This window comes from Thiothrix lacustris DSM 21227, assembly GCF_000621325.1.
Lineage (GTDB): Bacteria > Pseudomonadota > Gammaproteobacteria > Thiotrichales > Thiotrichaceae > Thiothrix > Thiothrix lacustris.
This window is the reverse complement of the sequence record NZ_JHYQ01000015.1, coordinates 34,569-46,267: the sequence shown is the minus strand read 5'-3', so window position 1 is coordinate 46,267 and position 11,699 is coordinate 34,569. Positions and strand designations below refer to the sequence as shown.

Here is an 11,699-nt window from a genome sequence, read left to right as displayed (position 1 = left end):
GGGCAGACCTCCGTGTCTGCCTTCTGCTGGTGTGTCAACCCAACACGCTATACAACAACCACCCTGTATAAGCAACGTAGGCACTCAGTAACACGCCCCCTTCCCAATGGGTCAAATGCCCCGGTTTCTTGAAGCCATACGCCATAATGAACAAGCCCAGAGTAACCGCCAACATCACACCCCAGTCGCGCCCCAACACTTCGGGCGCGACCTGAATCGGTGAAATCAGACCTGCAACACCGACTACTGCCAAGGTATTGAATAAATTGGAACCGACCACATTCCCCAGCGCCAAATCAGCCTCACCTTTACGTGCAGCAGCGATAGAAGCCGCCAACTCCGGCAGGGATGTGCCAAACGCCACAATCGTCAAGCCGATAATCAATTCACTGACACCAAATGTCTGGGCAATACTCACCGCACCCCATACCAACATTTTCGAGCTGGCCATCAACAGCAACAACCCCACCACCAACCACAGCGTCGCTGCCTTCGGTGTTAAGGGGTGTTCGGCCATTTCTTCTTCGACCTCGCTGCTCAAAGCATCCTGCTTGCCACGCTTGGCGGCGTACACCATCCAGCCCATGATGCCAAACAGCAACAGCACCAAGACCAGCGCATCGTTGCGGCTGATAACGCCATCCCACAACTGCCAGCCCGCCAGCAAGGTGACGCCCAACAGAATCGGCATTTCCTTGCGCACAATACTGGAATGCACCGCTATCGTGGCAAACACAGCAGACAAACCCAAAATCAGCGTAATATTAATAATGTTGGAACCGTAAGCATTCCCCAGTGCCAGAGCGGGTTTACCATCCAAGGCCGCAAACGCAGACACCACCATTTCCGGGGCAGATGTCCCAAACCCCACCACCACTACCCCAATCAACAAGGTAGACACACCAAGATGTCTGGCGGCGGCGGCAGCACCTTCCACAAATTTATCAGCACTCCACATCAATAAAGCAAAGCCGATCAACACGGCGAGCAAGGGCATCCACATGGGTACATTCTCCATTATTCAATCAAAACAGATGTTAACGGTGAACTGGGTTTATGACATTTTTCAGGGTTGTCTGCTAGTATCCCCTACATCAAACCGGCAAGATTAGAAAACCAATATTTTATGCTTACACTGTTGAACAACTGGTATACCCGCCACTTTTCCAACCCTCAAGTCGCCATCCTTGCATTCTTGTTGCTGCTGGGTTTGGGGATGATTGTATTCGCCGGGCAAACCCTCGCGCCCTTGTTGGCAGCCATCATCATTGCCTACCTATTGGACGGGGCGGTGGACTGGTTACGCCGTTACAAACTGCCCCGCTTTGCGGCAGTGTTGCTGGTATTCAGCCTGTTTGGGCTAGCGTTGCTCTTGGTGCTAGTGGTGCTTGCCCCGTTGATATTGAAGCAAACCACTCAGTTTGTGCTGGAAATCCCCGGCATGGTGGCCGCCGGACAGAACGCCTTGATCCTGTTACCCGACAAATACCCCACGATTCTTTCCGAACAGGTCATTATGGAACTGTTGACTAGCTTGCGTAACGAACTCACCCAGTGGTCAGGGCGTGTGTTGAGTTTTTCGCTGTCATCCGTCTTCAACCTGCTGGCATTTATTGTGTATCTGGTGGTCGTGCCCTTGCTGGTGTTCTTTTTCCTGAAAGACAAGGACATGGTGTTGGGCTGGTTTTCTACCTTTTTGCCGCGTGACCGTGAGCTGGTGATGCAGGTCTGGCGTGAGGTCAACAAAAAGATTGCGGGCTATGTACGCGGCAAGTTTATGGAAATCCTCATCGTCTGGGTGGCGTCGTTTATCGCTTTCATTGCCTTCGACTTACGCTATTCGATGTTACTGTCGTTTTTAGTCGGCATTTCGGTGTTGATCCCCTACGTGGGGGCTGCGGTGGTAACGCTGCCGATTGTGATCGTGGCTTATTTCCAGTGGGGATTTAATAGCGATTTTGCGTATGTGCTCATGGCCTATACCATTATCCAGTTCTTCGACGGCAACCTGCTTGTGCCCTTGCTGTTTGCGGAAATGGTCAACCTGCACCCCACCGCGATTATCACGGCTGTGCTGTTTTTTGGCGCGGTGTGGGGCATATGGGGGGTATTTTTTGCCATCCCGCTGGCAACGTTGATCCATGCTGTGATCAATGCTTGGCCGCGCAATACCCAAATCCCACGCCCCCTTTGATAAGATGTTTACAGGCACGTAATGAATAAAAAGTCGGCTCCCCAGCACACCCCGATGATGCAGCAATACTTCAGGATCAAGGCGGAATACCCTGACATCCTGCTGTTTTACCGCATGGGCGATTTCTACGAACTGTTCATGGATGACGCCAAAAAAGCCGCTTCCCTGCTGGACATTACCCTCACTGCACGCGGCTCTTCGGCGGGCGACCCGATAGCGATGGCGGGTGTCCCCTACCATGCTGTCGAACAATACCTTGCCAAACTGCTCAAGCTCGGCGAATCGGTTGCTATCTGCGAACAGGTTGGCGACCCCGCCAAATCCAAAGGCCCCGTGGAACGCAAGATTACCCGCTTGCTGACACCCGGCACGGTTACTGACGATTACCTGCTGGACGACCGCCGCGACAACCTGCTCATGGCTGTGTGTGAGGAAAAAACCGGGGGTAACTACGGCATTGCTGCCATCGACCTCAGCACCGGTCGTTTCACTGTCCAGCAAGCCGATTCCGACACCACCTTGCTCAACGAAATCGAACGCCTGCAACCCGCCGAAATCCTCCACGATGAAGACTGGAAGCCGCCCTTCGTGCGCACCCAGCATTGCACTTCGCGCCCAACCTGGCACTTCGACCTCGACACTGCGCAACGCTTGCTGCTGCGCCAGTTCGGCACGCACGACCTGTCCGGTTTCGGCTGCGATCACCTGCCGCTGGCGATTACTGCCGCCGGAGCCTTGCTCAATTACGTGCAGGAAACCCAGCGCACCGCCCTGCCCCATATCAATAGCCTGACGGTGGAACTCAGCGACGAAGGCATCATCCTTGATGCTGCCAGCCGCCGCAATCTGGAACTGGAGCACAGCCTCAGCGGTGAACACAAAAACACCCTGATTTCGGTGATCGACAAAACCGCCACCAGCATGGGCAGCCGCCTGTTACGTCGCTGGCTCAATAAGCCGCTGCGTGACCGCCATATCCTGCGTAACCGCCACCAAGCCGTCGGCGCATTACTTAAGCAATACCACTACGAAAACCTGCTCGACACCCTGCGCGGCATTGGCGACATCGAACGTATCGCCAGCCGTATCGCGCTCGGTTCTGCCCGCCCGCGTGACCTTTCCACCCTGCGGGATTCGCTGCACGTCTTGCCGCGCATTCACGCACACCTCCAGCCGCTCGACAACCCACGCTTGCAAGCGCTGCACCAGCAGATTGATCTGCACGAAGCACTCAGCCATTTGCTAGACAGCGCGATTATCGACAACCCACCCGTGGTCATCCGCGATGGCGGCGTCATTGCCCCCGGTTTTGATGCTGAACTCGACGAACTGCGCAACCTCAGCGAAAACGCCGACCAATACCTGCTGGATCTGGAAGCCCGCGAAAAAGTCCGCACCGGCATCAATAACCTCAAAGTGGCCTACAACCGCGTCCACGGCTATTACGTGGAAGTGCCGCAAAGCCAATTAAGCAAGATTCCAGCCGACTACATCCGCCGCCAAACCTTGAAAGGGGTGGAACGCTACATCCTGCCCGAACTGAAAAAGTTTGAAGACAAAGTGCTGTCCGCCCGCGAACGCTCACTGGCACGCGAAAAAGCCATTTACGACGAGCTGTTGCGGGATTTACTGACACACCTCAACCCGCTACGCAGCAGTGCGCAAGCCATCGCCGAACTCGACGTACTCGGCAATTTCGCCGAACGCGCCAACACGCTGAATTACAACTGCCCCGCGCTAGTCGATGGCGCAGGCATACAGATCGAAGGCGGACGCCACCCGGTAGTCGAACGCACGCTGGATGCGCCTTTCGTGCCCAACGACCTGTACATGGATTCGCGCCGCCGCATGTTGATGGTGACAGGGCCAAACATGGGTGGAAAATCCACCTATATGCGTCAGGTTGCGCTGATCGTCTTGCTGGCACACATCGGCAGTTACGTACCGGCGCAAACCGCTCGCCTCGGCAATATCGACCGCATTTTCACCCGCATCGGCGCACACGACGACCTCAGCAGTGGGCGCTCGACCTTCATGGTGGAAATGACCGAAGCCGCCAATATCCTCAACAATGCCACCGCCCACAGTCTGGTGTTGATGGATGAAATCGGGCGCGGCACCAGCACCTTCGACGGCTTGTCGCTGGCGTGGGCATTCGCGGAATATCTGGCGCGTGACCGCAAGGCTTTCACCTTGTTCGCCACTCACTACTTCGAGCTGACGGTATTGCCGGAACAGATCAGCACCATCGTCAACGTGCATATCGACGCGATAGAACATGGCGACAAGATCGTATTTTTACACGCGGTGAAGGAAGGCCCTGCCAATCAAAGCTATGGCTTGCAAGTCGCACAACTGGCAGGCGTACCCAAGTCCGTCATTGCGCAAGCCCGCAAAAAACTGTTGTCGCTGGAAAAGGATTCGCAAGCAGCTCCCCAACAAGGTCAAACCTTGCCGCTGATGTTTAGCACATCAACCGAACCAAAAGATGAAATTGCGGAAAAAGTGAAGGCGGCGTTGGAAGCAGTAGACCCGGATGAACTCACGCCAAGGCAGGCGCTGGATGAGCTTTATCGACTGCGGAAATTATTGAAATGAAGAGGGCGTATGCAATACGCCCCTACCACGATCCCCTGTAGGGGCGTATTGCATACGCCCTTCCAGACAAATAGCCGTTTATTTGGCTTTTGGTGCTGCATCCAGCATTTTGACCAAATCAGCCGCCGGACGGAAACCCGGAATCATCAGGCCGTCAGCCGTTACCAGTGCAGGCGTACCGTTCACACCCAGCTTTTGGCCTAGTGCAAAATCGTCCGCCACTGGGTTGGTGCATTCTTTGGTTTCAATGGTTTCGCCATTTTTAACCTTAGTCATGGCTTCCTGCTTGTTATCAGCACACCAGATATTGACCATTTTCTTGTAAGCCGGTGAACCAACACCCGCCCGTGGATAAGCCAAATAACGCACGGTGACACCAGCCTCATTCAGTGCTGGCACTTCTTTGTGCATCTTGACGCAGAATGGGCAATCAACATCCGTAAAGACGTACAGGACGTGTTTTTCATCGCCTTTGGCTTTGAATTCGATGGTTTTACTGGCATCAATCGTTTTCATGATGCCTTGGCGATCAGCAGAGCGTGAGGCTTCGGTCAGGCTGGACTTGGTTTGAGCATCAATCAAATCACCGACAAAGACATAACGCGCATCGCCGCTAACATAAATGATTTCGCCACCAAATTTGGCTTCAAAAATATTAGCAAGCGGTGTAGCTTTCAAGGAGTCAGGAGCACTGCCACCAAACATGGGCTTAAGCTTATCCCCCAGATCAGCCGGTACATCCTCTGCCATTGCCAGAGATGTTGCGAGCGCGATACCAACCATTACGCCCATAATCGTTTTCTTGTACATGGTTTCTTTATTCCTGAATGAAAATCGAAAGTAAAAAATGCTTATTGTTTAATCAAAATAATGGAACATACATTATCATGGCTGACTGTAATGTGTATACGTTACCCCACTTTCGTCAGTAGCATTAATATGACTCCTTCGTTAGCCCCTAAGTTCAATACAGCTATCGCCAACACATGACTCAATAGTATGTTTTAACATTCAAACAAAAAAGTTTAAAAAATAACCAGTTAATGCCTGATTAAGGGAAATTTTATACATGATAGTCCGTGGGAATTTTTTTCAGATGTCATTGTCCTAACTACGTGAAAAAGAAAATCTGAACCAGTTCTGAGAAATATCTGAAGGACTAATAATAGTGGCTAACAACGACTACCATACCATGGCCATGAGCCATCATATGTTGCGAGAATTTCAGGAGCAATGCAAGCTGCGAGAAACCGCGACTAGCGCTGCTGAACGCGAGCGCATTCCCAACGACCAGCAACTCCCAGATGAAGTGCTGATTTACCCTATTTTCTCCAATCATGCCTGTAGTAATCATGATGCCAAGGAATTACTGGCCGCTGGCTCAGAAGAAGCCTACCGTGAACGCTGGCGTTTTTTCTACTCTCCAGATCCTTGGAAATTACCGCAAATCCAATACCAGCAGCAAATGGATGCCCACTTAAACAAATTACGGCAACACCTGATGCACCTGAATTCACCACGCTTGATCTTATTTAGTGTGACATTTTTCACCATCATACTATTAGTGATGCGCGGCCATTTCCTGTTACCGATTATTCCAATCGTAGGACTGAGTTGGTATTGGTATTTATCTGAGTTAAAAATCACCCAAACTCAGCAAGATATACGCGTGCACCTGAATAAAATGTACGCTCTGGAAAGGCAACAACAAGGCATGGCTGACCAGCTTGACAGCCTCCCCCCGCCAGCAGGGCTTGAACAAATGCACGAGCAATACCAACAAGCCCTGGAACACCTCTTTCAAGCTACCTTATTACACCTACTCAACCCATCCGAACTGGGAAATGTATCGCAAGTCCTGAAACGACATCGCTGGGAAGGGTTTATTACCGAAAGCTGGGGATACCTTCAAATACCGCTAACAGGGCAGGAAAACACTGATCTGAATCGTCAATTATTGGATGAAGATCACATTCCTTTAATCGCAATACAGGATGATCCTTACGGACGCAAAGGGTATAACCTTTACCGGCTGCAATATTTACACGTATGGATTCTGACCCAGAATGGTCTATTGATGGGAAGGGGCTATTTTGATCGGGTAGCGAACCAATTTCTGTATGAACAACATGAATTCTACCCGTATACGCAATTGTCACATGTCGAGCTGACGGAGCAACCCTTACCAGAAGTCACTAGCCTCAAGCAGCGTTTGCCAGAAAAACTGTACCAACATTATTTTCAACAAGCTGTCAGCGTTTTATCCGTCAAAACCAGCAACGGTAAAACCTATGGCTGCGCTGCATTACCTATTAGCAAACGCCCTTTCCGGCAAGGTATCTGGAAAGAGCGTTACGGGCTGGATACAGACATGCAGCGTCTGAATCGCTGTTTACACCAGCGTTTGTACCCGGTGGCCAGAACAGCGTAGAGACGCAATATTTTGTGTCTCGACTACGAAGCCATAAGTGCCGCAATTTTTTCAGCAGTGGGGTTTTCTATCACGCCCTTTTCTGTGACTAGGGCATCCACCAATGAGGCGGGAGTCACGTCGAAAGCGGGATTCCATGCCTGAGTATGGTGTGCAGCAATACGTTGATTACTGACATTCAGCACTTCCTCTTGCGGGCGCTCTTCGATAGGAATGTCATTGCCACATAAGGTCGCAAGGTCAATGGTGCTGGTTGGAGCAACCACCATGAACTTGACCCCGTGGTAACGCGCATTCACCGCTAGGCTGTAAGTACCGATTTTGTTGGCGACATCGCCATTCGCTGCAATGCGGTCAGATCCCACAATAACCCATGATACTTTACCCAATTTCATTAGATGCGCTGCCGCACCATCACAAAGTAAATGTGCTGGGATTTTGTCTTTTGCCAACTCCCACGCGGTCAAGCGTGAACCTTGCCACCAAGGACGTGTTTCATCGGCGTAGACATGTTCAATCTTGCCATTGCTGTACGCACTACGAATAACACCCAGCGCAGTACCATAACCACCTGTCGCCAATGAACCAGTATTGCAATGGGTAAGCACACCATGTGAAGGCGGAATCAAAGCACTACCTAACTCTCCCATATGGTAATTGGCATCAATATCATCCTGATGGATTTGTTGAGCCAGTGCCAATAAGGGGTACTCGGGATCTCCCTGAATAGTGTCGGCAGCGGCACACATACGCTTCAATGCCCACATCAAATTGATGGCAGTTGGACGGGAATTTTTCAGGGTCTCAATTTCGGCGGTCAAACGTTGACGCCAATCTTGCGGGTACTGTTTGTAGCTTTTCCGAGCAGCCATCACCACGGCATAAGCAGCAGCAATACCGATTGCTGGCGCACCTCGCACGACCATGTTGCGAATAGCTTCAGCAGTATCGTCGGCACTGTATAAAGCGACAAATTGCTCGTTATGCGGCAATTTACGCTGGTCTAGCAGCACCAGATGATTGTCTTTCCATTCTACGGCGCGAATCGAATCGTGTTGACTCATGATGATTTTCAGCATAAATAGGTTGTTTTAAGTGGCAATCTTACAACACCCAATGGTTCCAATGGATATTGAATTACTCATAACGCCTGAATGGATTATAACAGTCGATTCAGACAATCAGGTTTTGCGACACCACGCTATAGCAGTTGATAATAGCAGGATTGTTGGCATTATGCCCACTTCTGAGGCAGAAAAATGCTATACCCCACGACAAACTGTCGCATTACCGCAACAGGCTGTACTGCCGGGCTTTATAAACGCCCATACCCATGTGGCCATGGCGCTACTCAAGGGGCTAGCGGATGACCTACCCCTGATGGATTGGCTACAAAACCACATCTGGCCTGCGGAAGCCCGCTGGGCGGATAGCACCTTCGTCCATGACGGGGCGCAACTGGCGATTGCGGAAATGATTCGTTCCGGCACGACCTGTTTCAATGACATGTATTTTTTCCCGGAAGCCACCGTTCAGGCAGCCGAGGAAGCGGGTATCCGCGCCTGTATCGGCTTGATCATGATCGACTTCCCAACGCGCTGGGGCAGTGGCCCGGAAGAATACTTGCAAAAAGGCTTGGCATTGCATGATCGCTTGCAAACTAACCCGCTGCTGACCACAGCGTTTGCCCCGCACGCGCCTTACACCGTCTCCGACGACCCGCTGCACAAAGTGCTGCATCTGGCTTGCGAACTTGACATTCCCATCCACATGCATGTCCACGAAACCGCTTTCGAGGTCGGGCAAGCACAAGAACAATCCGGGATGCGCCCCCTTGAGCGGCTGGAAAAACTCGGCCTGCTTGATAAACATTTCCTCGCCGTCCACATGACCCAACTGAGCGACGCAGAAATTGCTTTATTGGCGCAAAAAGGTACGCACATTATCCATTGCCCAGAGTCTAACCTAAAGCTTGCCAGTGGTTTTTGCCCGGTCGCCAAACTGACGGCTGCCGGGGTCAACGTCGCGCTGGGTACAGACGGTAATGCCAGTAACAACGACCTCGACATGCTCGGCGAAATGCGCACGGCCGCGCTGATTGCCAAAGCCGTGGCACAAGATGCCAGCGCTATCCCCGCGACTCAAGCATTACGCATGGCAACCATCAACGGCGCGAAAGCACTGGGGTTGGATGCCGATATTGGCTCACTGGAAGTCGGCAAATTCGCCGACATGATCGCGATTGACCTCGGCACACTGGAAGCCAGCCCTTTGTACGACCCGGTTTCACATCTGGTATATTGCACCAGCCGCGAACAGGTCACGCACACGTGGGTGGCAGGCAAGGCGCTAATGGCAAACCGCCAATTGACCACACTGGACACAAACGCCCTGATTGCCAAAGCCCGCGACTGGCAACAGCATATTGGAGAAACCCCATGACAAACACGACACCTAATGTCGACCCCAATGAAATCCGTAAGTTTGAAGACCTTGCCTGGCGCTGGTGGGATCGCGATAGCGAATTCAAACCGCTGCACGACATCAACCCCTTACGCCTGAATTACATCGACGACCGCGCCCCCTTAAGTGGCAAACAGGTCATCGACATCGGCTGCGGCGGCGGCATCCTCGCTGAAAGCATGGCACGGCGCAACGCACACGTAACCGGCATCGACATGGGCGCAACCCCGCTCGAAGTCGCCGAGTTACACGCCCTCGAATCACAGGTCGACGTCACCTACCGCCAGATCAGCGCCGAAGCGATGGCTGCCGAAGCCCCCAAACAATTCGATGTCGTGACCTGTATGGAAATGCTGGAACACGTCCCCGACCCAGCGTCAGTGATTGCTGCGTGCGCAAAGCTGGTCAAACCCGGCGGGGATGTATTTTTTTCCACCATTAACCGCAACCCCAAAGCCTTCGCACTGGCGATACTGGGGGCAGAATACATCATGAACATGCTCCCCAAAGGCACGCACGAATACGCCAAATTCATCAAACCTTCCGAACTGGAGCGCTGGGCGCGGTCTGTCGGATTGGAGCTACGGAATATCTCTGGCATGACATACAATCCGCTGTTTCAGAGTTATCGTCTGGGAAACGATATTGATGTTAATTACCTTATGCACTTTAAAAAGGAATCTTAATTAATGCTTGATTTTAAAAAGCCAATTGGATTTTTATTAATCTTGTTCATGGTTAGCGGTTGTGCGGTTAAGTATGACAATGTCACGCTTACCAATGAGGGTAACCCGAGCCTACAACAACTAACACCGAAGATGAAACAGCGTATCGATGAATTGACTACTGCGCTGATTGCCTTAGATCCTACTATTATCGACCGGAGTGAAGCACAATCCGTCGCACATGATGCATTTGTTTACCCTATGTATCTCGCCAACGACTGGGGATTAACCTGGCCACCCATCATTCACAATACCTTGCGTAACTCCAAACAGCGTAAGGCGGGTCTGTGCGTCGACTGGGCACGGGCAATGCGGGCAAAAATGCGCACCAAAAACCTGAAAACCTTTGACCTGTATTGGGGTGTCGCCTACAAAGGCAACCCGTGGCGGGAACACAGCACCCTGATTGTCACCGCCAAAGGCAAACCATTCAAAACCGGCATCCTGCTCGACCCGTGGCGCAATTCCGGCGACCTGTACTGGAATACCCTCGACAAAGACCTCCAATACCCGTGGAAATACTTTGAAGGCCCTGGTTAACGCCTAGCCTTATGAAAGGTTAGCACCAGCACATCTCGCCACGCGGGTTGTGCTGGGTTAGCGGGGCTGATTTCCGTCACACCGTGATACACAGAGTGATCATTCACCAACACCAGATCCCCCGCCTGTTCCAACGTCCCCTCCCCTAATGGGTGCATCGTATTGTCGTAAATACGGCTAACGCCACCGCTGATATTGTGGCGATCCATCATCATGATCAGGATATATTCCGCACCATCCTTATGAACCCCCTCCGGCGTCGGCTTACCTTGCTGATCCGGGCGAGCAATAATGCGGAACTGGTGAGCCTGAATCCGCCATAACTCCGTAGGACTACGAGAAAATTGCTGCGTCGACCAGCGGATAATTTCTGTCAGCACGGGATTATTCAAAGTCGTTGGCAACCAACCCCGAAAGTGGCGATTAAAACCACCGTGAACACGGTTGTAATGGCTACTTTGATAATGTGGCTCATGAGGAAGAACCTCCAACTCATTATCTTTCCAATGAAAAACAGAATAGCGCCGATAACGGTAATTACCACCATCCCGTAAATAGGGGTCGAGCAACAACCCACTCCAACTTTGGCGGAAGCGCTTGTAGGCTTGTCCCATCCGACAAGTCAATTGTTGCTGCAAGCGATTGGTTTCCCCCATCGCGAACATAAACCCAGGTTTTTGCAATAGCGTATCCACTTGGCTCACTTTAATTTCAATGCTTAATCATATTGTAATTTAGTGATATTGCC

The 11,699-nt window shown here is 51.7% G+C and carries 10 protein-coding genes; 6 read left to right on the top strand and 4 right to left on the bottom strand.

Translation table 11 applies throughout. The annotated features are described in order from the left end of the window. Window positions 1–34: 34 nt before the first annotated feature. A complete protein-coding gene (locus Q394_RS0108220; protein WP_028488859.1) occupies window positions 35–1,003 on the bottom strand; it encodes a calcium/sodium antiporter in 969 nt (322 codons plus the stop codon). A gap of 123 nt (window positions 1,004–1,126) precedes the next feature. On the opposite strand from Q394_RS0108220, the gene Q394_RS0108215 reads away from it, so the two are divergent. After that, a complete protein-coding gene (locus tag Q394_RS0108215; protein ID WP_028488858.1) occupies window positions 1,127–2,194 on the top strand; it encodes an AI-2E family transporter in 1,068 nt (355 codons plus the stop codon). A 21-nt stretch (window positions 2,195–2,215) separates the two neighbouring features. Then, window positions 2,216–4,792 (top strand): DNA mismatch repair protein MutS, encoded by a 2,577-nt coding sequence (mutS, locus tag Q394_RS0108210; protein WP_028488857.1) that lies wholly within the window; start codon window positions 2,216–2,218, stop codon window positions 4,790–4,792. A 78-nt stretch (window positions 4,793–4,870) separates the two neighbouring features. On the opposite strand, the gene Q394_RS0108205 is transcribed toward mutS, so the two are convergent. Then, window positions 4,871–5,602: a DsbC family protein gene (locus tag Q394_RS0108205; RefSeq protein WP_028488856.1), complete on the bottom strand. Its 732-nt coding sequence runs from the start codon at window positions 5,600–5,602 to the stop codon at window positions 4,871–4,873. A 358-nt stretch (window positions 5,603–5,960) separates the two neighbouring features. Between Q394_RS0108205 and Q394_RS0108200 the strand changes: the two genes are divergently transcribed. Then, complete coding sequence (locus tag Q394_RS0108200; RefSeq protein ID WP_156946777.1) at window positions 5,961–7,223, top strand: hypothetical protein; 1,263 nt, start codon at window positions 5,961–5,963, stop codon at window positions 7,221–7,223. A 23-nt stretch (window positions 7,224–7,246) separates the two neighbouring features. Here the strand turns inward: Q394_RS0108200 and mtnA are convergent, their stop codons facing one another. Continuing rightward, on the bottom strand, window positions 7,247–8,302 hold the full coding sequence (mtnA, locus tag Q394_RS0108195) for an S-methyl-5-thioribose-1-phosphate isomerase (protein ID WP_028488854.1): 1,056 nt from the start codon (window positions 8,300–8,302) through the stop codon (window positions 7,247–7,249). 46 nt (window positions 8,303–8,348) lie between these two features. On the opposite strand from mtnA, the gene Q394_RS0108190 reads away from it, so the two are divergent. Genes Q394_RS0108190 through Q394_RS0108180 form a run of 3 tightly spaced genes read left to right on the top strand, consistent with a single transcriptional unit; the run spans window position 8,349 to window position 10,951 of the window. Next, complete coding sequence (locus Q394_RS0108190; RefSeq protein ID WP_028488853.1) at window positions 8,349–9,665, top strand: TRZ/ATZ family hydrolase; 1,317 nt, start codon at window positions 8,349–8,351, stop codon at window positions 9,663–9,665. Then, complete coding sequence (ubiG, locus tag Q394_RS0108185; RefSeq protein ID WP_028488852.1) at window positions 9,662–10,372, top strand: bifunctional 2-polyprenyl-6-hydroxyphenol methylase/3-demethylubiquinol 3-O-methyltransferase UbiG; 711 nt, start codon at window positions 9,662–9,664, stop codon at window positions 10,370–10,372. Before Q394_RS0108190 ends, ubiG begins: the two co-directional genes overlap by 4 nt. A 3-nt stretch (window positions 10,373–10,375) precedes the next feature. Then, window positions 10,376–10,951, top strand: coding sequence for a hypothetical protein (locus Q394_RS0108180; RefSeq protein ID WP_028488851.1), 576 nt, complete (start codon window positions 10,376–10,378; stop codon window positions 10,949–10,951). Here the strand turns inward: Q394_RS0108180 and Q394_RS0108175 are convergent. Next, entirely contained in the window at window positions 10,948–11,634 is a 687-nt protein-coding gene (locus Q394_RS0108175; protein WP_245606752.1) for a 2OG-Fe dioxygenase family protein, read from the bottom strand. The genes Q394_RS0108180 and Q394_RS0108175 overlap by 4 nt on opposite strands. Window positions 11,635–11,699: the final 65 nt, after the last annotated feature.